Raw genomic sequence first — 23,483 nt, forward strand, 5'->3', positions numbered from 1 at the left:
AAATCATGTTAAAGACCATTATAAAAAGGCCCGTACTGGCAACGGTTATATCCGTATTGCTTGTTATTCTGGGTATCGTCGGTATGATCAGTCTGCCGATTACAAAATTTCCCGATATCGCTCCACCTACCGTAATGGTAACGGCTGCCTATCCGGGAGCCAACGCGGAAACGATTGCGAGATCCGTAGCACCGCCATTGGAAAACGCCATCAACGGGGTTGAAAATATGGACTATATTACGTCCACAGCCAGTAACGACGGTACGTTAAGTATCACAGTCATCTTTAAACTGGGTACAGATCCGGATCAGGCTGCCATTAACGTTCAGAACAGGGTAGCACAGGTGACGAACCAGCTTCCTGCAGAAGTTATTCAGGCCGGAATCACAACGGTGAAGAGACAGAACAGTATGATTGCGATGGTTTCATTAACCAGCAAAGACGGTAAGATGGACGATCTTTTCCTTGAAAACTATGCTAAAATCAACATCGTTCCTGACCTGAAAAGGGTAAAAGGAGTAGGAGATGCTATGGTATACGGAAACAAGGATTACTCCATGAGAGTATGGCTTGATCCCAATAAGCTGACCTCTTATAACCTTACACCAGCAGATGTTTCACGCGCGATCCAGACTCAGAACCTTGAGGCGGCACCGGGAAGACTCGGGGAGAGAAGTAAAGAAGCGATGGAATATGTTCTTCGTTACAAAGGCAAATTCACTGAGCCTGAACAGTATGAAAATATTACGATTAAAGCACTGAGCGACGGTTCTGTTTTAAAATTAAAAGATGTTGCCAAAGTAGAATTCGGGGCGTATAGCTATACCGTTTCTTCTAATTTCAATAAAAAACCGTCAGTGACAATGGCTATTTTCCAAATGGCCGGATCCAATGCTAATGAGGTGCAGATCGCCCTTCAGGAAAGAATGAAAGAGCTTGAAAAATCTTTCCCGGAAGGAATGGCCTATGAAATTCCTTATGCGACGAAAGAAGCTTTGGACCAATCCATTGATCAGGTAATCCATACTTTGATTGAGGCATTTATCCTGGTATTCATCGTGGTGTATATCTTCCTGCAGGATTTCCGTTCTACGCTAATTCCGGCTATTGCGGTTCCGGTGTCTATTGTGGGAACGTTCTTCTTTATGAATTTGTTTGGTTTTTCTATTAATATTTTGACGTTGTTTGCCCTGGTACTGGCCATTGGTATTGTGGTGGATGACGCCATTGTCGTCGTGGAAGCAGTCCATGCTAAAATGGAACATAAAAAGCTTAACCCAAGGGCTGCGACCATGTCGGCGATGAGTGAAATTACGGGTGCTATTGTTTCCATTACCCTGATTATGTCTGCGGTATTCGTTCCGGTAGCCTTTATGAGTGGTTCTACAGGATTATTTTACCAGCAGTTTGCCTTGACATTGGCTATTGCCATTGTAATTTCAGCGGTTAACGCATTGACATTGAGTCCGGCTTTGTGTGCTATATTTTTGAAACAGCACCATCCGGGTACTCATGAGAAAATGAACTTTAAAGACCGTTTCTTTGCTGGTTTTAATGCAAGCTTTAATAAACTGACCTTCCGTTACGGAAAAGCGATTCTGTTCCTGTTAAAAAGAAGATGGATAGCAGCCATCATCATTGTTGGATTTGGAGGTTTGTTCGCATGGATGTCTATGACGACACCTAAAGGATTTATTCCTGATGAAGACCAAAGTTTTATCATCGTAACCGCCAATCTTGCTCCGGGAGCTTCGAAAGACAGAACCACCAAAGTAGTTTCTGATACGGAAGACCTGTTAATGAAAAATCCCGCAGTAGAAAAAGTGATTTCGGTGGATGGACTGAACTTATTCAGTGGATCCATGTCATCTTCAGCAGCTTCTATTTTCGTTAAACTGAAAAAAACAGAGCAAAGAGGAAATGTAAGTAATATCAATGACATTATCGGTCAGGTTCAGGGAACGCTTTCCCAGGATAAAAGAGCGAATTTCCTTGTCATCAATACACCTACAGTAGACGGTTTCGGGAATACCAGCGGGATGGAGCTTGTGCTTCAGGACCGTACCAACGGCGAACTTCAGAATCTCGGAAATATCTCTTACGGAATGATGGGCGCCTTGATGCAGAGACCGGAAGTGGCAGTGGCATTTACAACGTTTGATGTATCCTATCCACAGTTTGAAGTGTTGGTAGATGAGGTAAAAGCAGCTCAGCTTGGCGTTAATGTTTCTGATGTATTGGGCGTGATGCAGGGTTATTACGGAAGTATTCAGTCTTCGGATTTCAACAGATTCGGGAAATATTACAGAGTACTGGTTCAGTCTACTCCGGAAATGAGAGAAGACAAAGAATCACTGAACGGTATTTTCGTTAAAAATAATTCAGGCGAAATGGTTCCTATCAATACATTGGTAAGTTTAAAACAGGTAACAGGAGCAGAAGTGGTAGACCGTTTCAACCTGTTCAACTCTTCCAACTTAACGGTAATGCCGGCTCCGGGATTCAGTACAGGACAGGCAATGGCGGCTATTGATGAGGTGAGCAAGCAGGTTCTTCCTCCGGGATATACCTACGATTACAAAGGAATGAGCCGTGAAGAAGTAAGTGCGGGTTCACAGTCGGTGATGATCTTCGGATTGTGTATTGTGTTTGTATTCTTCCTTCTGTCGGCGCAGTATGAAAGTTATGTGCTTCCGTTTGCTGTACTTATTGCGATTCCTGTAGGTTTATCAGGAGTATTTGTGGGAATTACGATGGCGGATCTTTCCAACAATATTTACGTTCAGATTGCTTTGGTCATGTTGATTGGTCTATTAGCTAAGAACGGGATTTTGATTGTGGAGTTTGCCATTCAGCGTAGAAGAGCAGGAAAAAGTCTTATTGCTTCTGCGGTTGAAGGAGCCAAAGCCCGTCTGCGTCCTATTCTGATGACGTCATTAGCATTTATTGCGGGACTTCTTCCATTGCTGTTTGTCATAGGACCATCAGCGTTAGGAAACCATTCTATCGGATATGCAGCGGTTTCCGGGATGATCTTCGGAACTGTTTTAGGAATTTTCGTGGTGCCGGTGCTGTTTGTAGTCTTCCAGGCTTTACATGAAAGAATGAGCGGAAAAGTAATAACGGAAGCCGACTGGGAATATTAATCCAAATGATTATTAAAATGAATTCAATTAAAAATATAGCATATATCGCATTGATCTCAGGAGTTGCCGTTTCGTGCAAAGTTCAGAAATATGAACAGCCTGAAGTGAAAATGCCTGAAGCTTTCAGAAGTGACAGTATCGTTGCGGATGTTCAGGACAATATAGCAAAGACCAGCTACAAGGACTTTTTTAAAGACCCGGTTCTGGTTGGTCTTATCGACAAAGCCATTGCACAGAATAATAATTTTCTTGTGGCATTAAAACAGATAGAATACGCCTCCCTTGCTTATAACCAAAGCAAGTGGGGGAATGTTCCCACCATCAGTACAACGGTAGGAAATGCCAGTATCAGCCGACCTTCAGACAACAGTATGAACGGAATGATGGCCGGACAGTTCATGGGAAAAAAATATACAGAAGATTATACCACATCGGTCAACATTTCATGGGAAGCAGATATCTGGGGAAAGATCAGAGGAAGAAAAGAACAGGCTCTGACAGAATATCTTAAAACCCAGGAAGCGGCAAAAGCGGTGAAAACCCAGCTGGTGGCTTCAGTAGTGCAGGGATATTACAACTTACTCATGCTGGATACCCAGTTGCTGATCACGAAATCTAATCTGGAATATTCGGATACGACCCTGAAGTTTTTAACCAAGCAGCAGGAATTAGGTTTAACGACTGCTCTTGCCGTGCAGCAACAGGAAATTGTAAAAGATCAGATCTTAAAGACGATTCCTGCCATTGAAAGTTCTATCGCAGTTCAGGAAAATGCATTGAGTCTTCTGACAGGCTCCATGCCTGATAAGATTGAAAGAAGTGCAAGCCTGAATAATGTACAGTCGCCGGACAAAATTGCAGCAGGAATTCCTTCAGAGCTGTTAAGCTACAGACCGGATATTAAAACTGCAGAACTCGAAGTAAGGAAAAGTGCTGCTGCGATCCACGTGGCAAAAGTGAGCATGTATCCTTCCCTGAATATTACTGCTCAGGGTGGACTGAATGCTTTCCAGGCCAGTCACTGGTTCAGTGTTCCCGGTTCACTTTTCGGAATGGCGGCAGGAATGATTGCACAGCCTATTTTAAACGGAAAACAGTTAAAAACGCAGTATGAGCAGTCTAAAGTGCTGGCTGATCAGGCTGAAATTAATTTTAAACAGTCCGTTTTGAAAGCGGTTGGAGAAGTTTCTGATGCACTAGTACAGATCCAGAAGTTGGAAGAACAGCAGAAAATTGCAGAAGGATTAGCTGCGAAATCCGTTGAAGCGGTGAAGAAAGCTGATATTTTATTTAAATACAATTCAGCAACATATGTGGAAGTAATCATCGCGCAAAGCAACAAGCTTCAGGCAGAACTGGACCTCGCTTCCCTGAAAGCCCAACGCTTAAATGCTATTACATCTCTATATAGAGCGGTTGGCGGCGGCTGGCAATAAAGTAAAATGAAACCTGCTTCGTCTATAAGGATGCAGCAGGTTTTTAAACTATAATCATTATGAAGAATACAAATATACATGAAGGTATTATTCTTATTCCTGATTTCAGCGGGTTTACTGAATTTGTGTTCAATACGAAACTTTATACAGGAGAATATATTGTAAGACAACTACTATCTACGCTGATCGATATGAATGATCAGTATTTTGAAATTTCTGAGATCGAAGGCGATGCCATTTTATTTTACAGATATGATGACAAACCGTCCTATCAGAATATTTCAACGATGCTTTGGAAAATGCGGGATGCTTTTAATCAAAAGATAAAAGAATTGAGCAGGGAGCTCAGTACAGCCATTGACATGTCGTTGAAATTCATCGTTCACTATGGAAAGTTTTCACAGTATACGATCGGAAATTTTAAAAAGCTTTACGGTAAAACAGTAGTAGAGGCCCATCAGATGCTGAAAAATGAATTTGCCGAGCAGCCGTCTTACGCCCTGTTCAGTAATTCTTTTCTGGAAAACAGCGGAAACAGCGAGTCAGAAACCAATACACAGAAATATCATCTTCCGGAAGGAGGAATGATTCATTATTTTGAAAGTGTCAACTAGCATATCTATTTTTTAATCCTTGTAAATTTGCTATGTGATGCCCGGAGAGATCCGGGCTTTTTTTTGTGGATTGATATGGTATAGATTAAAAATGATTTTATATCTTTGATACTATCAAATGATACTATCAAGTTTTGAAGCCGCCATATACTATTACCGATAAAATTTTATCATTAGTTGTTTCTATATCTGAAAAGATTGGAGAGATTAATGCCCATCATCTTTATAAACCAACAACGGAACTGCGTAAAAAGAACCGTATTAAAACGATCCAGTCTTCATTAGAAATTGAAGGGAATACGCTGACCGAGGAACAGATAACGGCATTACTGGATAATAAGCGAATCATTGCGCCATTGAAAGATATTCAGGAAGTACAGAATGCTATTGAAGTGTATGCTAGCTTAAAACAGTTTAATCCTGCCAATATTAAAGATCTGGAAAAGGCTCATGCTGTTTTAATGAAAGATCTGATAGATAAGGCTGGAAAATTAAGGACTTCCAATGTAGGAATAGTCAAAGGCTCTAAAGTGGAACATATTGCTCCCTCCGGAAAAATGGTAAAAGGTCTGATGAATGATCTTTTTCAATATTTAAAGAAGGATCCTGAACTTGTCTTAATAAAAAGCTGTGTTTTTCATTATGAATTTGAATTTATCCACCCCTTTTTAGATGGTAACGGAAGAATGGGAAGATTATGGCAGACCTTAATTCTGATGCAGCAGTATCCTGTATTTGAATACCTTCCGGTAGAAAGCCTTATTAAGAAGAATCAAAAGGAATATTACAATAAACTTTCAGAATCCGATAAAAAAGGAAATTCTACTCCTTTTGTTGAATTTATGCTGGGAATTATTGTAGAAGCTCTTCAGGAGGTTTTGCAATCTCAGAATATCAATTTAACGACAAAAGACAGGATACTAATCTTTAGGGAAAAAGTAAAGGGCGAAAATTTCAGCAGGAAAGATTATCTCCAACATTTTAAAAATATTTCAGCACCTACAGCCAGCAGGGATTTAAAATGGGCTGTAGAACAAGGGATTTTAGAAAAATACGGAGAGCAGAGACTGACTGAGTATCAGTTCATAGGTTGAGGTGGCTTACGTTTAAAATGCTGACGAAGGAATTGAGTACAAAAAAGAAACGGTAAAGCAATAGATTGAAAAATAGTTGTTTAACTTATTGTACCGACTAATAATCGACCTAAGAAACTGGAGCGTAAAGAAAATGAAATCTGTGAACGTAAAGAAAACTCTTTTGTCTGAGTGCGGGACAAAATAAGATTCTAAACATAGAGCGCTACCGCACGAGTTTTAGAGTTTTTAGAGAACAGATTTCATTTTTAGCGGAAGGTTTTAAGTCTTGAACTTTTGGTTCATTTTGCTTCAAGGCAAAAGAACATTAAATAAAAAAAAGCAGGTTCAATGGAACCTGCTTTACATTATATTTTTACAATACTATTGTCAATTACTTCAACGTAAACTTCACCTTCGTCTTAATCGCATCCGAAGAATTTCCAATCTGCGCCTCAAAATCTCCAGACTCAGCCGTCCATTCATGCTTATCTGCATCAAAATAGCTCAATGCCGTTTTATCAATCGTGAAAGTGACTTCCTTCTGCTCACCAGGATTTAAATATACCTTTTCAAAACCCTTCAGTTCCTTTGCAGGACGTGGTACAGAAGCTTTATTATCACTGATGTATAACTGGGCTACTTCAGCACCGGCTTTCTTCCCTGTATTCTTTACAGTCACGGTGAATGTGATCTTGTCATCCTGAGATATCACTTTTTTATCAGCAGAAGCCTTTCCAAACTCAAATGTAGTGTAGCTCAATCCATGCCCGAAGCTGAACAAAGGCTTGATTTTCTTCGTATCATGCCAACGGTAGCCCACAAAAACACCTTCATTATACGTAATATTGATCGGGTTTTTCTGATCTTTTCCTTTTCCGGCCGCCAGTTCATCTTTTTGTCCGGGATATTCTCCCAACTGATGGGCTGAATTATCTTCCAGCTTCATAGGAAAAGTAAACGGAAGTTTTCCCGACGGGTTTGCATCACCAGCCAATACAGAAGCGATAGAATTTCCGGCCTCGGAACCAAGATACCAGGACTGTACAACAGAAGGAACTTCTTTAATCCATGGCATGGCCACCGCGTTTCCGGAAACCAGAACAACTGCAAGATTTTTATTCGCTTTTGCTAATGCAGAAATCAAATTGTCCTGATTGTAGGGAAGTCCGTAACTTTTTCTGTCGTTCCCTTCACTGTCCTGGAAGTCAGATTTATTCAATCCTCCTACGAAAATAACATAGTCGGATTTTTTGGCTAATTCTACAGCTTCGTTCAATAATTCAGCTGCAGAACGGTCATCTTTCAGGTCCTGTCCGGATTTTACCCCGTTATATTCTCCGCCGATGTCACCTACATAACCCCTTGCATACTGTACATCAGCCTGCTTTCCAAACCTGGATTTGATTCCGTCTAATGGAAGGGTTTCATATTTTACTTTTAAAGAAGAAGATCCGCCGCCAACAGTCATGATCTTGATGGCATTTTCACCGATAACGGCAATTTTTTTAGCTTTATTAATATCGATAGGAAGTACATTTCCCTGATTTTTAAGCAATACAATTCCTTCTTCGCCAATCTCTTTGGCTACGGCTTTATGTTCTTCAGAAGCAATATTTCCGAAAGGTTTATTCCTGTTCATCGTGGTTTTGTAGGCTAAACGAAGTAATCTGGTTACTTTATCGTCAAGTTCCTGTGTTCCTACTTTTCCAGCTTTGATGAGGTCTAAATAAGGTTTTGCTAAATAATAATTGTCGTAAGCATTTTTAGTTCCGGCAGAAAGTCCGTTCGTCCAGCTCCCGAATTCAAGATCCAGTCCGTTGTGGATAGCCTGTTCCGTATTATTGACCGCTCCCCAGTCCGATACTACAACGCCTTTATAACCCCATTCTTTTTTCAGAATGTCATTTAAAAGATATTGATTCTGGCTGGCATACTGATTTTTGTACATGTCATAAGCACCCATGATCGTCCAGGAATCTCCTTCGGTTACCGCTGCTTTGAAAGGGGGAAGGTAGATTTCATAAAGCGCCCTGTCATCTACATTAACATTGCTTGTATGACGGAACATTTCCTGGTTGTTCAGAGCAAAATGCTTCACAGAAGTCGCTACACCATTGGATTGCACCCCTTGGATGTACGGAACTACCATTTTTGAAGTTAAATAAGGATCTTCACCCATATATTCGAAGTTTCTTCCGTTCAAAGGTGTTCTGTAGATATTGACACCGGGTCCCAGAAGAATATCTTTTTTCCTGTATCGGGCCTCTTCGCCCAGAGCTTTTCCATAATTCCAGGACATTTTTTTGTTCCATGTTGCAGAAAGCGCAGTGAGGGCAGGGTAGGCAATGATAGAGTCATTCGTCCAGCCGGCCTGGTCCCATTCGTCCCACATCACTTCCGGACGTACCCCGTGAGGACCGTCTGTGGTCCAGAATTCAGGAATTCCCAGTCTTGGAACACCGGGCGAACTGAATTTGGACTGTGCATGCAGCATAGCCACCTTTTCTTCTACGGTCATTCTCGAAAGAGCATCCTGAATACGCTGCTCTACAGGTTTTGATTCATCTAAATAAACGGGTTGAGTATGATTCTGAGCCATATATGAAGCGGCAATAAAAGTGAATAAACTTACAATGGCGGTTTTTTTGAACATAAAATGCCTTTTTATTGATTAACAACAAAAGTAAGTAAAATTTTTATTATCTCAAATTGAGAAAATAAATTTAATCAATAAATTTTTTTGATCTCGGGCTTCGAAATTTGAGGATAGGAGTTTTAAAGTTTGGGGGTATGGGTTTCGTATTCCTAGGTTTTGAGCTCTAAACCTCTCTGGCTCTTCAACCCCAGTAACCGTAACAAATTCATCACCAATTACTCATTACTGATCACTCATGATCCTCCCATCCCTTTACAGCGCCACCTTTAAAGATCTCATCAGCTTTTTTAGCCACTTCATCAGACTGGTAGGCCTTGACAAAGTTTTTAACTTTGGCAGAATTTTTATTGTCATGGGTCGCAACGATTACATTGACGTATGGAGAATCTTTATCCTCGCTGAAGACGCCCTGTTTAGCAGGATCTAATCCAGCTTGTGATGCGAAATTATTGTTGATAATCGCGATAACTACTTCTTTGTCGTCCAAAACTCTTGGAAGTTGTGGAGCTTCAATCTCTAGGATTTTAAGCTGCTTAGGATTTTCGGTGATATCGGTAACTTTTGGCAGTAATCCTGTTCCTTCTTTCAGTTTTAAAAGTCCGTTTTTCTGAAGAAGAAGGAGGGAACGTCCTTCGTTGGTGGGGTCATTGGGAATCACAATTGTACTCCCGTTCTGAAGCTGGCTGATTGTTCTGATCTTTTTTGAATAAGCTACAATAGGATACACAAAAGTATTTCCTACCACAGCCAGTTTATAGCCTCTCTGCTTCGACTGCTCGTTCAGGTAAGGAACATGCTGGAAAGCATTGGCTTCAATATCTCCGTTGTTCAAAGCCTCATTAGGGACCACATAATCATTGAAGGGAATCAGTTCCACATCAAGATTGTATTTTTCCTTGGCTACTTTTTTAGCAGCTTCGGCAATTTCCAGCTCCGGGCCGTAAGTAATTCCTACCACGATATGATTCGGATCATCTTTCTTTCCTGAACATGCGTTGAATACGAGAAGTCCGGCCGCTAAAACGGCTATGATTTTTATCTTTTTCATTAAATTTTTTTATCATTAAGGTAGCTGAGGCACTCGAAGCCACCTTTAATTATTAGAATTATAGTTTAAATTTCCGGTTTTTGACTTACCTGTGATCAAATTTTTTAGCCAATCTGTCACCCGCAAACTGAATAATAAACACCAGTGCTACCAACAGCACTAATACCACGTTCATAATCACAGCATCATAACCGATGTAACCATATTGATATCCGATCTGTCCCAGTCCACCGGCTCCCAAAGCTCCACCCATTGCAGAATAACCCACCAAAGTGATCAAGGTGATCGCTGCATTGTTGATCAGGGAAGGAAGCGCTTCAGGAAGCAATACTTTCCGGATAATCTGCAAAGGGGATGCACCCAAAGCTCTGGCTGTTTCTATCAAACCATGCGGAACCTCAAGAAGGCTGTTTTCCACCAGTCTGGCGATAAACGGAGCTGCTCCTACACTTAACGGAACCAAAGCAGCATTCATACCGATGGAAGTTCCAATGATCACCCTTGTGAAAGGGATCATCCAGACAATTAAAATAATAAAAGGAATAGACCGGAAAATATTAACCAGAATAGAAATAATCCTGTAATAAATTTTGTTTTCCAGCAGCTGTCCTTTTCTTGTTAAAAACAATAAAATTCCTACCGGAAGGCCTAAAACAAATCCAAAAAATCCTGAAACAAACGTCATATAAACCGTCTCCCAAAGTCCCTTTCCCAAAAGAGCAATTACCGAGTCACTAAGCATATCCTTTTACTGTATTTTGAATTTTATTCTGGTTAAAATAATAGATCGCTTTCTGGTTTTCTTCGGTTTCACCCTGCAGCTGAAGCAGAAGTTTTCCGAAATTAGAGTCACCGAGATATTCTACATCGGCTTTCAGAAGTCGGTAAGGTATTTTGTATTGATCATAAAGCGTTGAAAGCAGTTTTTCAACACTGATATGTTCATTAAGTTCTATTTCAACCAGCGGAAATAAACCGTCTTGCGGCTCTTTCTGCAGTTTTTTATTGAGTTCCTGAGGAATCGTCATGATATCTGAATTTATAAATTGTCGGATCACCGGATTTTCTTTATCCGAGATGATCTCGCTTAATGTTCCTTTTGCTAATAATTTTCCTTTGTCTATAACCGCCACATGATTGCAAACGGCCTTGATGACTTCCATTTCATGTGTGATGAGCAGGATGGTGATGCCAAGCCTTTGGTTAATATCCCTCAAAAGCTGCAGAATAGACTGTGTGGTTGCCGGATCCAGCGCGCTTGTGGCTTCGTCACAGAGAAGGAGGTAAGGATCATTCGCTAAAGCCCTTGCAATGGCTACTCTCTGTTTCTGTCCTCCGGAAAGGCTTTTGGGGTAATCATTGGCCTTTTCTTCCAGTCCTACGATCTTCAGCAGTTCATTTACTTTTCTCTTAATCTCATCTTTACTGATGTGATCCAGTTCTAATGAAAGCGCTACATTATCAAAAACCGTTCTCGAGGAAAGCAGATTGAAATGCTGGAAAATCATACCTATTTTTTTCCGTTCAGCAGCGAGCTGTTTTGAGCTTAGCTGAATGAAATCCTTCCCGTTGATGATGATCTGACCTTCATCAGGTCTTTCCAGAAGATTCACAGTACGGATCAAAGTACTTTTTCCTGCCCCGGAAAACCCGATGATACCAACAATATCTCCTTTTTCTATGTTCAGGCTTACCTGATCCAGAGCTTTGAATGACTGCTTTTTCTGATGAAATGTCTTTGAAATGTTTTTGATTTCTATCATTTTTTAATGTCTAGTTTTAATTTTAAATAGGCTGATATGGTCGTGATGTCTTATTGAAAAACCGTTTCAGTCTTCTTATCTTCACTTTTGATCTTTTTGAAAGTCTGAAGTACTTAGTTACATTGGTGAGCAAAACTCCCACTAAGATCACGGATAATCCGTAGAGCTGACTTCCGTTAATAGTCTGTCCGGCTACGATCCAGCCTGCCAATACGGTAACAATAGGGTTGATATAAGTATGTGTACTTACCAAAGCTGCAGGTTTTACGGAAAGCAGCCATATGTAAGATAAATAAGCGACTATCGATCCGAAGAACACCAGGAACAGAACACCAGCCCATGCCGATACCGGAACATTGGAGAATGAAAAACCGTGCCATTCTTTTCTGAATGCAGCAATAATAAAGGCGGCAACACCTGCTGTGATAAGCTGTTGTGCAATATTCATAAACGTAGACTGCGAGGCCGGATTTTTTTTTGAATATAAAGATCCCAAAACCCAGGCCACAGAACTTAATGCCAGTACAATAAATGCGGTGATTCGAAGGTTTCCGTCTGTCGCTGCATGGTGTGCACTGGAAACGCTTCCGTTCAGGAATAAGATTAAGCCTACAAATCCAATAATTAGACCTATTGGGATGAATTTATCTGAGAAATAATACTTCCAGTTTTTCTTATCAATAGCAATAAACCAGAACGGTCCCGTTGCAATGGCAATCGCTGCTTCAGAAGCCGATACATACTGCTCGCCCCAGGCGACAAGACCGGTTCCACCAGTAAGAATAAGGATTCCTGTGATGGCATTCTTTTTCCAGTTGATGAGGGAATTGGCTTTTTCACCCTTAGCAAGCAGCCAGCCGATCATCAGAATCCCTGCCGCCAGGAAACGGAACCCGGAAAGAATAAAAGGAGGAAACCCTTTAAGACCGAATGAAATGGCGAGGAATGTAATTCCCCAAATCACGTAAATATTGATAAATGCCACCGGCACCAGCCAGCTGTTTTTAGAAGTGCTCATTCTGTATGTTTTTTGTGTGATGTGTATTAAAATAAAAAGGCCCTACAACGTGGTAAGGCCTTTAGAATATGTAATATAAAAATAAGGTCAGCCACGGGATTTCTGATGCATAGGCATACAGTTGCACATCATCATAGTTTTGATGGTCTGTTTCTTCACTGATTGATGTTTAAATCCTTGTATCATTTTGTTTTTCTTTTCCTGAATACGGTTGCAAATATAGGACATATATTTTTATTAGTCCACTAAAACAATAGACTTTTTAATGTTTTTTGTTTTATGAATTTTTAATCAATTGTTTTTCAATGAATTAATTTATTTTAAGTTTTGTTAATATTCATAGATAATAAACTTTTTTATTGCTTAATTCTACTTAAATTATTAAAGAAAGACGTTTAACCATTATTTTTCTATACCCTCAACAAGTCGCTACAACTCCGAACTAAATTAGCAAAATCCAAAAAAAATCCCGACTTTTGTTCCCCTTCAATAATTCCGAAATTCATGAAACTTTGTATTGCCGAAAAGCCCAGTGTTGCCAGAGATATCGCCAAAGTATTAGGTGCTACCACGCCTAAACAGGGCTATATGGAAGGTAACGGATACTGTGTGACATGGACGTTCGGGCACCTTTGCACCCTAAAGGAACCTCACGATTATGGCCCTCAATACAAATCTTGGAATTTGTTTTTGTTACCTATAATTCCAGCCAGTTTTGGGATCAAATTAATCCCTAACAAAGGCGTGGAAAACCAGTTCAAAGTCATTGAAAGATTGGTGGAAGAATGTGATGAGGTCATTAACTGTGGTGATGCCGGGCAGGAAGGAGAGCTGATCCAGAGATGGGTTTTGCAGAAAGCAAAATGTAATAAACCCGTTCAGCGTTTATGGATCTCGTCCCTTACTGAAGAAGCAATTAAAGAAGGTTTTGAAAATCTGAAACCCGCTGAAGAGTATAAAAACCTTTACCTCGCAGGAAATGTAAGAGCGATTGGTGACTGGTTGCTGGGAATTAATGCAACGAGATTATTTACCAAAAAGTTTGGCGGTAATAAAGCTGTTCTTTCCATCGGAAGAGTGCAGACACCAACTTTGGCCATGCTGGTTCAGCGTCAGAAAGAGATTGATGCATTCAATACCGAGGAATATTGGGAACTTAAAACCAAATACCGTGATGTTATTTTCAATGCAGCGATCGACAGGTTGAAAACTTTAGACCGTGCAGAGAAAGGTTTGGAATATCTTAAAGTCAATCCTTTTGAAATTGTCTCTTTTGAAATTAAAGAAGGAAAAGAAAAAAATCCCAGACTTTTCGACCTTACGGGACTTCAGGTAGAAGCTAACAAAAAATATGGTTACTCCGCAGAGAGTACATTAAATTATATCCAGAGTCTGTACGAAAAAAAGCATGTGACTTATCCGCGTGTGGATACCACTTATTTATCTGAAAGTTTGTATCCTAAAATTGAAGGAATCCTTCGGAAAATGCATTTTTATCAGGATCTGGTTTCCCCGTTATTGGAAGCACCTATTCCTAAATCAAAAGCTGTTTTCGATGATGCAAAAGTGACCGATCACCACGCGATTATCCCTACAGAAGTTCCGCCTTCTCAAAACCTGAGCAGAGAAGAGAAGTTAGTGTATGACCTGATTGCAAAACGTTTTATCTCTGTTTTTTATCCTGAATGTAAAATTTCCAATACATTAGTAGAAGGAAAAGTAGGAACTATTCCTTTCAAAACCAGCGGAAGACAGGTGCTGGAACCTGGATGGAGAGCGGTTTGTGCAAAAGAACCTAAAGAAGAATCCACAGATAAAGAAAAAGAGAAGGAAGAAGAGCAGACCATCCCTGAATTTACTGTTGGGGAAACCGGACCTCACGATCCAATGATCCACCAGGGAAAGACGACACCACCAAAACCTTACACCGAAGCAACTCTACTGAGGGCGATGGAAACTGCCGGAAAACAGGTAGAGGACGAAGAATTACGTGAGCTTCTGAAGAATAACGGGATCGGAAGACCGTCTACCCGTGCCAATATCATTGAAACCCTTTTCAAAAGAAAGTATATTGAGAAGAAAAGGAAAAATCTGATTGCCACTCAAACCGGAATTCAGCTGATTGATACTATTGAAGACGAACTGCTAAAAAGTCCTGAGTTAACCGGAGAATGGGAGTCAAAACTTCGTAAAATTGAAAGCGGTGAATATGAAGCCAACCAGTTTAAGGAAGAGCTGATTCAGATGGTGACGGAACTGACCGAAAAAGTGGTGTATGGAAAAGGGAAAGTGATTACATTGTACGAAGAAAAAGAAGAAGTCAAAGAAAAGAAAAAACGCGAACCTGCCGTAAAAAAAGAGCTTCAGTCCTGGGAAGAAACCAAATGTCCGAAATGTAAAGAACATCACCTGATCAAAGGAAAAGCAGCTGTTGGTTGTTCCGATTTCAAGAATTGTGGTTTCAAAATTACTTTTGATATTTTCGGTAAGAAATTATCAGATAAACAGCTTTTAGATCTTGTTTTAAAAGGTAAAACTTCAAAACTGAAAGGTTTCACTACCCATTCGGAAGCATTGACAGAGGGAATTTTAGCACTTGGAGAAGATTTCCATGTACAGCTTTCTTAAATTTAACGGAATAATTTATCGTACCAGCCACTGATGTCTTTTTTGATAGCATCATGGTATTTGCATAAGATCTGTGCCAGTTCCAGTTCGGACCTTTCAGATTTGTAAGAATTTAAGGTCAGATAACCAAAAAAGTTTCCATCCTGATCAACAATAGCCGGTGGATAAGAAGCATAATTGCTCCACGGAGAATATGTACTGTATGAACTTCCATAGTTTCCGGAACCGTTCCAGATGGATTTTGAGCTGAGCACATTTCCATAATCATTGTAGGAATTCCAGATCGAATTTTTATCAAAAGTATCGCAATTTAAGCATCCAAGATATTGATCTTGATTGGAACCGCCGTACAGATGTAATGTCTGGGCCTGAAAAATACAACAAACTAGAAGGCCTAAAAATGTGAAGATCTTTGTTGTGGTCATACGGATACTATTTACTGCAAAGCTACTATAAACCCTATTATTTAACCACAAAAGTCACAAAAGTTTTTAATTCATTGAATACTTAATTTCAAAAATTTTCATAGAAACTTAAGTGTACTTTTATACACAATGTATTTAACTTAAAAGCTTAAGTGTTTAAAAACTTGTTAAACTTTTGAAATTTCAGTAGTAAGAAGCAAACTTGTTTCAAATTTTCTGGCATTTCTAAAAACATTTGTGTACTTTGTGTTTACATTCAGATTAAATAAATATTCATGACTCCGGAAAAAAAGAAACTCATGACAGACAGCTTCGGCCGCTCAGAAACATTGAAATTTTACAATGCCGAACTGTTGGAGGTAGACACCGATTTCGTCTCGATCAAAATTCCTAAAATGGAAATGATGACCCGGAAAGCCGGAATGTTCAATGGAGCTATGATCGCTTCTCTGGTGGATGTTTCTTCAGGATATGCATCGGTAAGCCATTATAAAGATGATTGTTATGTAGTGACTGTTGAACTGAAGGTGAACTATCTTCGTCCTGCAATGGGAGATGCCCTCATATCGAGGTCATATGTTGTAAAAGGGGGTGCAAAAATCATTGTGGTAAGAACTGAAATTTATGTTCTTGATGAAAATACAGGTTCGGAAAGCCATGTGGCCACTTCATTGGTAACCATGATGAGGATCAAATAAATAGAAAACGTAACCAAAAAATATCCAGTAAATAAAGGGATTACCAGCTTTTTTTAGGGTTAAATGGAACAGGATTTGCAACGTAAATAACATAACATTAAAAAATAATAATATGAACTTAATTATCAGGCTGTTCATTACAGCAATCGTTGCCTACCTTTTGACTAAGGTGCTTCCGGGTGTACATTTCGAAGGATTTTCTTCGGCCATTATTTTTGCCATCGTATTGGGGGTATTAAATATTTTTGTAAAGCCTATTCTGGGACTTTTAGGTCTTCCGCTTACGATCATTACATTAGGATTATTTGCTCTAGTGATCAATGCATTGATTATTCTGATCGCAGATTATTTTATAGACAGTATGGTGGTAGACGGCTTCTGGTGGGCACTTATTTTCAGTGTGCTGCTGTCCTTTGTAACTTCACTGGCCAATTCCATGTTTTCAGATGGAGATTAATTAATCCACTATTAGATACAATACTAGGTCTGCTGTTTTTACGGCAGACTTTTTTATTGCTTTGAATACGATGAAGAAGTATCATTTGGGACCGTATTGTCATTTCTGGAAATATTTAGACTGAAAGCAGGATAAATCAAAACTTTAATGTTAATTCTTTCGTTCATTTTTATTTTAAATACTAACTTTGGCCATCTTTGAATTAAATAAAAGGAGTTGTGAAATCAGTACGATTAATAATTCCGTTAAAAATGAATATCAACATATGAAACTTAAGTACAGTCTGCTGGCTCTGGCAGCTCCGCTCTTAATGAATGCACAACAGTTAATGACACCTGAAATTCTTTGGACTTTGAAAAAAGTAGGAGTACAGGCCGTTTCACCGGATCAGTCTTCATTGATCTATAAAGTAGGACAGGTAGATCTGAAAACAGAAAAGACAAAAAATGAGAACTACTTTCTCAATGTTCTTAATAACCAGTCTTCTAAAATAGATTTAGGTAAAAAAGCCCTTATTCAGTGGGATAAAAACGGGATTTATGCACAGGAAGGAGATAAGATTTTTCTTTCAAAAGACAACGGAAAAACCTGGTCTGAATTTTACACCATTGGAGAAGTTGATAACATTGTGATCTCTCCCGATGGTAAAAAAATTGCGTTCAGCAAACAGGTTCTGGTAGAAAAACTAATGGGGAAAGACAAATACAGCGATACCCCTAAAACGACAGCCCAGGTATATACAGATCTGAACCACAGACACTGGGATTATTTCAATGAAGGAAAATACAACCATGTATTTGTAGTCAATACCACGGATAAAGCAGAATCTGCAAAAGATCTTTTGGATGGTAAAACATGGGATTCTCCTCAAAGACCTTTCGGAGGAGCAGAAGACTTTATCTGGAGCCCGGATTCCTCTCAGCTTTTATACGTTACCAAACCTAAAAGCGGAAAAGAATATGCTACAAGCACCAACACAGATATTTTTGCTTACGACCTTGCTTCAGGAATAACAAAGAATTTAACCGAATCCAATAAAGGGTATGATGTTAATCCAAAATTCAGTCCGGACGGAAAATCACTGGCTTGGCAAAGTATGGCCAGAGATGGTTATGAAGCCGATAAAAATGATATAAAGATCATGGACTGGAAATCTGGCAAAACTACGAATCTTACTGCCGGATGGGATGAAAGTGTTTCAGGAGATGTATTCTGGAGCGGTGATTCAAAAGCCATTTATTTTACAGCAGCATTCAGAGGTACAAAGCAGCTTTTCTCTTTAGATCCTAAGTCAGCAAAAGTACAGCAGATTACAAAAGGTGATTTCGATGTCAATGAGATCTTTACCGACAATAAATCTTCACTTTTAGTAGGAAGAACAGACATAAATCATGCAACGGAATTATTCTCCGTCAATCTGAAAAACGGTGAAATGAAGCAGGTGACCGAAGTCAACAAAGATACTTATGCTAAGTTGACCCAAGGTAAATCTGAACTTAAGATGGTGAAAACATCAGACGGCAAAGAGATGGGGGTTTGGTTCCATTATCCACCGAACTTTGATCCCAATAAAAAATATCCTACATTGGTATATTGCCAGGGAGGTCCGCAATCTGCACTGACTCAGTATTTCAGTACAAGATGGAATTTCTCTTTAATGGCAGCCAACGGATATATCATTGTTGCCCCAAACAGAAGAGGAATGCCGGGATGGGGAACAAAATGGAATGAAGATATTTCTAAAGACTGGGGCGGACAGCCGATGAGAGATTATCTGGCAGCAACAGATTTCGCAAAAACTTTACCTTATGTAGATGGCGAAAGAGTAGCCGCAGTAGGAGCGAGCTACGGAGGATACAGCGTATTTATGTTGGCTGGAATCCACGAAAACAGATTTAAAACATTCATCGCACACGATGGGTTGTTCGACATGAAATCATGGTACCTTACTACAGAAGAGCTTTGGTTTGCGAACTGGGACCTTGGTTCTCCATGGGAAAAACCACTTCCAAAGGCATACACAGAATTCAATCCAAGCAATTTTGTTGAAAAATGGAACAAGCCTATTATGATTGTTCAGGGAGGAATCGATTTCCGTGTACCTTACGAGCAGGGGCAGGAAGCTTTCCAGGCAGCCAAGTTAAGAGGATTGAAATCTAAATTAGTTTACTTTCCGAACGAAAACCACTGGGTACTTCATCCGCAAAACGGATTGGTATGGCAGAGAGAATTCTTCGACTGGCTGAAGGAAACTTTGTAATGAAAATATAAATGAATAAACGAAAATATTAATTTTCAATGTTCAAAATTCAATAAGAGCGGGCTTTAGCCCGCTTTTTGTTTTCAGATTTGAGAGGCTTTAGCCAAACCTTATATATTTGAGTATGCAAAACAGAATTTCCTCCTTTCCGCCAATAATCGATGATCAGTCTGAAATTTTAATTTTAGGTTCAATTCCCGGAGTAAAATCTTTGGAGAAACAACAGTATTATGCGCATCCGCAGAATAAATTCTGGATCATTATTTTTGAATTGTTCAAAGAAGAATTTACTGACAATTATCCTGAACGGATAAATATTTTAAAGAAACATCATATAGCAGTCTGGGACGTTATCGACTCCTGCGAAAGAAAAGGAAGCCTGGATTCGGAGATCAGAAATGAAGAAGCTAACCAAATTGATGAACTTCTGGAAGAACATCCCAATATTAGAGCTATCTTTTGTAATGGAGGAAAATCATACAAAAACCTTCAAAAGCTTTTAGGGAAAAATTATAGGTTGCCAATAGTTCAGTTACCTTCAACAAGCCCGCTTCATACGGTGTCATTGGATAAGAAACTGGAAGAGTGGAAGAAGATTCTGGAATTCTTAATGTAAAATTTTCACTACAAAAATCACAGAGGTTTTGACGAATAAACGCAATGTAGTTAGTCATTACGAGGAGAGTATCGACGAAGCAATCTCATATTAAAGCAGATTTTCATGTCAGAGAGATTATAAAATTCTTCCGGGAGATTGCTTCGCTACGCTCGCAATGACTGACTTTGTAGCAATCTATAAGATCTGTGGAAAAACTAATCAACACGCAGATATTCCCTTAATCCTTTCAGCAGCTCCAGTTGATTTCTTGTTCTGTCCAGGTTATGATTAGCATATTTCGTAGCATAGTAAGTATTCCCATTCAGATAATCAGTCAGAAAACGGATAGCCTGGATATAGATGACAGTCTGCGCAGCATAGTCAAGGTTTTCAAGCTCCTCAAAAGTCAGTTTATCTTTTAAGTACAGCAGAAATCCGTCTTTCACGGTTCTGTAAATTTGAGGGTTAAAATTGTTTTCGGCATTTCCATCATCTTCATCTAAAGTATTGGTATAAGACCTTGCCATATCACCGAAATCGTACAGGATCGTAGAAGCAGTTACCGTATCCAGGTCAATAACAGCCAGAGGCCTTGAGTTTTCATCAAAAAGAATATTTCTTACATTGGGATCTCCGTGTATGATTCTTTTAGGTAATAAACCGTTTTTTTCCATTTCTATCCATTTTTGCGGAAGAAAAAGCAGCTTATCCATCATTTCGATTTGTGGTCCGGCATTTTTCAGCAGGTCTTCATTCGCATATCGTAAAGAAGCCTGATAATCAAGGATTCTTTTTTCAAAATTAATAAAATCAGGAATCGGAGGCTGAATATCCGGAAGATGTTCGGGATTGACCATATTTAAAAAACATCCTACAGCCTTTGCAGATTCGTAGGCAGTTTTGATATCGGGAATCTTAAAGAAAGTTCTTGTATCCTCAATAAAGCTGAGCATTCTCCAGGATCCTCCTTCCTCATCTTTCACAATAAAATTTCCGGCTAACGTTGGTTTTGGTATGACCGGCTGTAGCGGATAGTCTCCACCTGCCAGCATTTCATTGATCAGAATATGATTATGGGTAATAATTTCCGGAAACTGAAATACCTGAGTGTTGATTCTTTGAAGGATGAACTTTTCCTCAGAATCTTTATTCTCTACCCAATAAGTCGTATTGATCAGCCCGTTGGTAATAGGAGTGATGCTGCAATTTTCAGTTCCGGTAAATTCGGTAACAATTTGTTTTAATTCCATAGATCTTCAGGATATCTGTTATTTTTGATCTCTGATGCCAGAAAATCTTTAATACTGCTTTTATCATCTGCATAAGTAACACCCATCCATTTTGATGGGGAGGTTTTCACCAGTACCTTTGCTTTTTTCTCGTCAATCATTCTCTGTACGGCAGAAGGAACATAAAATTCCTGTGAGGGCTCCGGATCTGACTTTATGAAATCATTAAAATACATTTCGAGAGCATTAAAAATATCCGGATTAAAAATGAAAAAATTCATAGATACCAGCGTATCGGAAGCTATTTCTATATTCTTTCCTTTTTCAGTATACATAATCAGGTTTCCTTCCTTTCGGATAGAGGTCTGTTCCTCTATTTTTACAAGGTAATTTTCAGCATCTAAAGTACATATTCCCCTGGCTACATTTCCATTTCCACTTAGAGTAGATTCCACTGGATAAGCTGCCATTCCGAACTGCGATCCTGAAATATGAACGTCAATTTCTTCAGCTGCCAGCCGATAGGCTTCTTTCCCGTAAAAATCATCGGCATTGATCATAACAAAAGGTTCCTGTATTGTATTTTTTGCACAAAGGACAGCATGTCCCGTTCCCCAAGGCTTTTGCCGCTGTGAGAAATCGGCGTTCACTGGCAGAAAACTTTCATTTTCCTGATACACCCAGTGCAGTTCAAACTGTTCTTTCTGGGATATTGTATTTAATCTTTCAATATAACTTTCCGGGATACGTCTGTTGACAATAATAACAACTTTACTGAAGCCGGCTTCCAATGCATCATATATAGAATATTCCAGGATGGGTGAGCCGTTATCCAATATTCCGTCTATCTGTTTCAGGCCTTTATAGCGGCTTCCCAGGCCTCCGGCTAATATAAGCAGTGCTTTTTTAGAACTCATCTGTCATTCCAAATACAGGTTTACGGGTCTTCCATTTTCCGTTGGTGAAATCCGGAATATCAACAGCCTGGCCTCCTTTAGCAATAGATTCTTCGCTGAGCGGTGTGATAGAATACCATAGAGCAAGATCATACACATCCATCGGGAATTCTATATTTCGCTTGATACATTCGATGAAGGTATTCATGACAAAGAAATCCATTCCGCCGTGGCCTGCGCCTGCAGCTGTATCTTCAAATTTTTTCCATATCGGATGGTCAAATTCTTTCATCCATTTTTCCGTATTTTCCCATCGGTGCGTGTGATTCATTGTTTTTTCAAAATAAATATGCCCCTGGTTGAAATCTCCCCAGCCGAAATCCTGCCACAAACCTTCCGTTCCCTGCACTCGGAATCCAAGATCATAAGGGCGTTGTAAGCTCGTATCATGGGTTAAAAGGATGGTTTCTCCATTAGCACAGGCAATCTGTGTAGTAACAATATCTCCCTGGTTGAATTTTACTTTGGCATTCGGATGATTTTCGCCGCCTTTAGGATGCTCCACAATGTATTTGTGCAGTCCCACAGACTTTGAAGAGAATGAGGAAAGCCTCGTCAGGCGGTTGCCACGGTTAATATCCATCATCACTGCCACAGGCCCCAATCCGTGTGTTGGATAAAGCTCACCGTTGCGTTTTACATAATGTTCTGTTCTCCAATGTGCTTCACTGAATCCCTTTTCTCCGAATTCAGCACCCGAATTGTAGGGCGTAACACCATCATTGAAAAGAACTCCTCTTAAATCATGCTGATAGCCGCCTCTTCCGTGAACCAGCTCCCCGAACATCCCTTTACGGACCATATTCAGAACAGCCATGATATCTCTGCGGTAGCATACATTCTCCATCATGAAAATAGGAACTTTTGTTTCTTCATATACCTTTACAAATTCCCAGCAGTCCTGAAGCTTTATCGCTCCGGAAACTTCCATACCGACAATTTTTTTTGCTCTCATGGCCTCGGTACCCTGTGGAAGATGCCATTCCCAGGGAGTAGCAATTACTACTGCATCAATGGTTTTTAATTTTAAAAGATTCCGGTAGTCGTAGTCACCGTTTGAAAATTCCTGGGCCGCAGATTTATTATTGTCTTTTAATATTTTCTGCGATGCAGCAAGCATTCTTTTATCAGGATCTGCAAAAGCCACAATTTCTACGTCATTGCGTTTTGCCAGCAGCTTTACGTGTTCCTGCCCGCGGAGTCCTACACCGATAAAACCGACACGGATTTTTTTATCTGATTTAAAATCATTGGAATAGGCAAATAAAGAATTAGGTAGAACCAATGCCCCAAAGCTTGCGAGGGCAGCGGTCTTAATAAAGTTTCTGCGTGAAGAGGTGGTGTCCATTAAAATTTTTTCCTTAAATATATTAAAAAGTTGCGAAGTAGGGGGTATTGGTGCTGGTTTTGAGCTGTGGAATCGGGGATTTAAAATCCGGTGTGAACATAAAAACGGCTGTCCTGGTATGAGGAGC

Annotated in this window: 18 protein-coding genes; 9 read left to right on the plus strand and 9 right to left on the minus strand. The window is 39.7% G+C overall.

Annotation, left to right across the window (positions count from 1 at the left end):
- Positions 1–5: 5 nt before the first annotated feature.
- The 4 genes from ACTJIV_RS05305 (at position 6) to ACTJIV_RS05320 (ending at position 6,290) form a co-directional block, all read left to right on the plus strand.
- On the plus strand, positions 6–3,146 hold the full coding sequence (locus ACTJIV_RS05305; RefSeq protein WP_440626097.1) for an efflux RND transporter permease subunit: 3,141 nt from the start codon (positions 6–8) through the stop codon (positions 3,144–3,146).
- Between the two features lie 17 nt (positions 3,147–3,163).
- A complete protein-coding gene (locus ACTJIV_RS05310; protein WP_440626099.1) occupies positions 3,164–4,582 on the plus strand; it encodes an efflux transporter outer membrane subunit in 1,419 nt (472 codons plus the stop codon).
- A gap of 59 nt (positions 4,583–4,641) precedes the next feature.
- On the plus strand, positions 4,642–5,196 hold the full coding sequence (locus ACTJIV_RS05315; RefSeq protein ID WP_440626100.1) for a DUF2652 domain-containing protein: 555 nt from the start codon (positions 4,642–4,644) through the stop codon (positions 5,194–5,196).
- 134 nt (positions 5,197–5,330) lie between these two features.
- Positions 5,331–6,290, plus strand: coding sequence for a Fic family protein (locus tag ACTJIV_RS05320; RefSeq protein WP_440626102.1), 960 nt, complete (start codon positions 5,331–5,333; stop codon positions 6,288–6,290).
- Between the two features lie 373 nt (positions 6,291–6,663).
- On the opposite strand, the gene ACTJIV_RS05325 is transcribed toward ACTJIV_RS05320, so the two are convergent.
- From ACTJIV_RS05325 to ACTJIV_RS05345, 5 genes are all read right to left on the minus strand, one after another.
- Entirely contained in the window at positions 6,664–8,925 is a 2,262-nt protein-coding gene (locus ACTJIV_RS05325) for a glycoside hydrolase family 3 C-terminal domain-containing protein (RefSeq protein WP_440626104.1), read from the minus strand.
- Positions 8,926–9,157: 232 nt separating this feature from the next.
- Entirely contained in the window at positions 9,158–9,976 is an 819-nt protein-coding gene (gene metQ / locus ACTJIV_RS05330) for a methionine ABC transporter substrate-binding lipoprotein MetQ (RefSeq protein ID WP_111954499.1), read from the minus strand.
- A gap of 85 nt (positions 9,977–10,061) precedes the next feature.
- Positions 10,062–10,718, minus strand: a complete 657-nt coding sequence (metI, locus tag ACTJIV_RS05335) for a methionine ABC transporter permease MetI (RefSeq protein WP_111954501.1) — start codon at positions 10,716–10,718, stop codon at positions 10,062–10,064.
- A complete protein-coding gene (locus ACTJIV_RS05340) occupies positions 10,711–11,739 on the minus strand; it encodes a methionine ABC transporter ATP-binding protein (RefSeq protein ID WP_440626107.1) in 1,029 nt (342 codons plus the stop codon). The genes metI and ACTJIV_RS05340 overlap by 8 nt, the downstream gene beginning before the upstream one ends.
- A gap of 22 nt (positions 11,740–11,761) precedes the next feature.
- Entirely contained in the window at positions 11,762–12,757 is a 996-nt protein-coding gene (locus ACTJIV_RS05345; protein WP_440626109.1) for an EamA family transporter, read from the minus strand.
- A 504-nt stretch (positions 12,758–13,261) separates the two neighbouring features.
- Here ACTJIV_RS05345 and ACTJIV_RS05350 point away from each other — a divergent pair.
- Positions 13,262–15,385 carry a DNA topoisomerase 3 gene (locus tag ACTJIV_RS05350; RefSeq protein WP_440626111.1) on the plus strand — a complete coding sequence of 708 codons (2,124 nt, stop codon included), beginning with the start codon at positions 13,262–13,264 and terminating at the stop codon, positions 15,383–15,385.
- A 2-nt stretch (positions 15,386–15,387) separates the two neighbouring features.
- On the opposite strand, the gene ACTJIV_RS05355 is transcribed toward ACTJIV_RS05350, so the two are convergent.
- Entirely contained in the window at positions 15,388–15,810 is a 423-nt protein-coding gene (locus ACTJIV_RS05355) for a hypothetical protein (protein ID WP_440626113.1), read from the minus strand.
- Between the two features lie 275 nt (positions 15,811–16,085).
- On the opposite strand from ACTJIV_RS05355, the gene ACTJIV_RS05360 reads away from it, so the two are divergent.
- From ACTJIV_RS05360 to ACTJIV_RS05375, 4 genes are all read left to right on the plus strand, one after another.
- Complete coding sequence (locus tag ACTJIV_RS05360) at positions 16,086–16,508, plus strand: PaaI family thioesterase (protein ID WP_223559026.1); 423 nt, start codon at positions 16,086–16,088, stop codon at positions 16,506–16,508.
- A gap of 112 nt (positions 16,509–16,620) precedes the next feature.
- Positions 16,621–16,965, plus strand: a complete 345-nt coding sequence (locus tag ACTJIV_RS05365) for a phage holin family protein (RefSeq protein ID WP_111954513.1) — start codon at positions 16,621–16,623, stop codon at positions 16,963–16,965.
- Positions 16,966–17,230: 265 nt separating this feature from the next.
- A complete protein-coding gene (locus ACTJIV_RS05370; RefSeq protein WP_440626116.1) occupies positions 17,231–19,225 on the plus strand; it encodes an alpha/beta fold hydrolase in 1,995 nt (664 codons plus the stop codon).
- A gap of 124 nt (positions 19,226–19,349) precedes the next feature.
- Positions 19,350–19,841: a DNA-deoxyinosine glycosylase gene (locus ACTJIV_RS05375; RefSeq protein WP_440626118.1), complete on the plus strand. Its 492-nt coding sequence runs from the start codon at positions 19,350–19,352 to the stop codon at positions 19,839–19,841.
- Between the two features lie 197 nt (positions 19,842–20,038).
- Here ACTJIV_RS05375 and ACTJIV_RS05380 read toward each other — a convergent pair whose 3' ends face one another.
- Genes ACTJIV_RS05380 through ACTJIV_RS05390 form a run of 3 tightly spaced genes read right to left on the minus strand, consistent with a single transcriptional unit; the run spans position 20,039 to position 23,356 of the window.
- Positions 20,039–21,073, minus strand: a complete 1,035-nt coding sequence (locus ACTJIV_RS05380; protein WP_440626120.1) for a phosphotransferase enzyme family protein — start codon at positions 21,071–21,073, stop codon at positions 20,039–20,041.
- Positions 21,064–21,969 (minus strand): sugar phosphate nucleotidyltransferase, encoded by a 906-nt coding sequence (locus tag ACTJIV_RS05385; protein WP_440626122.1) that lies wholly within the window; start codon positions 21,967–21,969, stop codon positions 21,064–21,066. The genes ACTJIV_RS05380 and ACTJIV_RS05385 overlap by 10 nt, the downstream gene beginning before the upstream one ends.
- Positions 21,959–23,356 (minus strand): Gfo/Idh/MocA family protein, encoded by a 1,398-nt coding sequence (locus ACTJIV_RS05390; RefSeq protein ID WP_440626124.1) that lies wholly within the window; start codon positions 23,354–23,356, stop codon positions 21,959–21,961. Before ACTJIV_RS05390 ends, ACTJIV_RS05385 begins: the two co-directional genes overlap by 11 nt.
- Positions 23,357–23,483 lie beyond the last annotated feature (127 nt).

Origin of the sequence: Chryseobacterium sp. 22532, assembly GCF_052044665.1 — a bacterium.
Lineage (GTDB): Bacteria > Bacteroidota > Bacteroidia > Flavobacteriales > Weeksellaceae > Chryseobacterium > Chryseobacterium lathyri.

Bases quoted from the DNA above. Each gene is read 5' to 3' on its own strand.
- ACTJIV_RS05305 (WP_440626097.1), top strand. From the start codon at position 6: ATGTTAAAGACCATTATAAAAAGGCCCGTACTGGCAACGGTTATATCC.
- ACTJIV_RS05310 (WP_440626099.1), top strand. From the start codon at position 3,164: ATGAATTCAATTAAAAATATAGCATATATCGCATTGATCTCAGGAGTT.
- ACTJIV_RS05315 (WP_440626100.1), top strand. From the start codon at position 4,642: ATGAAGAATACAAATATACATGAAGGTATTATTCTTATTCCTGATTTC.
- ACTJIV_RS05325 (WP_440626104.1), bottom strand. From the start codon at position 8,925: ATGTTCAAAAAAACCGCCATTGTAAGTTTATTCACTTTTATTGCCGCT.
- metQ (WP_111954499.1), bottom strand. From the start codon at position 9,976: ATGAAAAAGATAAAAATCATAGCCGTTTTAGCGGCCGGACTTCTCGTA.
- metI (WP_111954501.1), bottom strand. From the start codon at position 10,718: ATGCTTAGTGACTCGGTAATTGCTCTTTTGGGAAAGGGACTTTGGGAG.
- ACTJIV_RS05340 (WP_440626107.1), bottom strand. From the start codon at position 11,739: ATGATAGAAATCAAAAACATTTCAAAGACATTTCATCAGAAAAAGCAG.
- ACTJIV_RS05345 (WP_440626109.1), bottom strand. From the start codon at position 12,757: ATGAGCACTTCTAAAAACAGCTGGCTGGTGCCGGTGGCATTTATCAAT.
- ACTJIV_RS05350 (WP_440626111.1), top strand. From the start codon at position 13,262: ATGAAACTTTGTATTGCCGAAAAGCCCAGTGTTGCCAGAGATATCGCC.
- ACTJIV_RS05355 (WP_440626113.1), bottom strand. From the start codon at position 15,810: ATGACCACAACAAAGATCTTCACATTTTTAGGCCTTCTAGTTTGTTGT.
- ACTJIV_RS05360 (WP_223559026.1), top strand. From the start codon at position 16,086: ATGACTCCGGAAAAAAAGAAACTCATGACAGACAGCTTCGGCCGCTCA.
- ACTJIV_RS05365 (WP_111954513.1), top strand. From the start codon at position 16,621: ATGAACTTAATTATCAGGCTGTTCATTACAGCAATCGTTGCCTACCTT.
- ACTJIV_RS05370 (WP_440626116.1), top strand. From the start codon at position 17,231: ATGAAACTTAAGTACAGTCTGCTGGCTCTGGCAGCTCCGCTCTTAATG.
- ACTJIV_RS05375 (WP_440626118.1), top strand. From the start codon at position 19,350: ATGCAAAACAGAATTTCCTCCTTTCCGCCAATAATCGATGATCAGTCT.
- ACTJIV_RS05380 (WP_440626120.1), bottom strand. From the start codon at position 21,073: ATGGAATTAAAACAAATTGTTACCGAATTTACCGGAACTGAAAATTGC.
- ACTJIV_RS05385 (WP_440626122.1), bottom strand. From the start codon at position 21,969: ATGAGTTCTAAAAAAGCACTGCTTATATTAGCCGGAGGCCTGGGAAGC.
- ACTJIV_RS05390 (WP_440626124.1), bottom strand. From the start codon at position 23,356: ATGGACACCACCTCTTCACGCAGAAACTTTATTAAGACCGCTGCCCTC.